This window comes from Arthrobacter sp. Y3221159, assembly GCF_059089885.1.
Window position 1 is genome coordinate 1 of record NZ_JBNHFC010000057.1, and the last position, 527, is coordinate 527.

Sequence of the window (527 nt, forward strand, 5' to 3'; positions counted from 1 at the left end):
GCGACATAGTTCGCGGCCAGCAGTGCTGACTTGGTGGCCTCGGTCAGTCCTTGGCCGCCCATCAGCTTCACGTAGGCCCAGGAGATGGGGAGGACCCCGGCGGAACCGAAGCGTGACGCGGAAATTGCTACGCCATGACCCTCTTCGTGGGCTGCCTTGGTGGCGTCCCCGGGCATGAAGGGTGCCAGGTGGGCTTTGGCTGCGACGGGTCCGACGCCCGGTCCGCCGCCGCCGTGCGGGATGCAGAAGGTCTTGTGCAGGTTCAGGTGCGAGACGTCGCCACCGAACTTGCCCGGCTGCGCCAAACCGACCAGCGCGTTGAGGTTCGCGCCGTCGATGTAGACCTGCCCTCCGGCGGCGTGGACCGCGTCGCAGACCTCACGGACGTCCCCGTCGTACACGCCGTGGGTGGACGGGTAGGTGATCATGATCGCCGACAGTGCGTCCTTGTGGGCCTCGATCTTCGCGTACAGGTCCGCGTGGTCGATCGTGCCGTCGGCGGCGGTGGCCACGACCACGACCTTCAT

The 527-nt window shown here is 67.4% G+C and carries 1 pseudogene; it reads right to left on the reverse strand.

Annotated elements, in window-relative coordinates:
• Positions 1–527: pseudogene (locus AC5RT3_RS20650) on the reverse strand (glycine dehydrogenase (aminomethyl-transferring)); the annotation flags it as partial.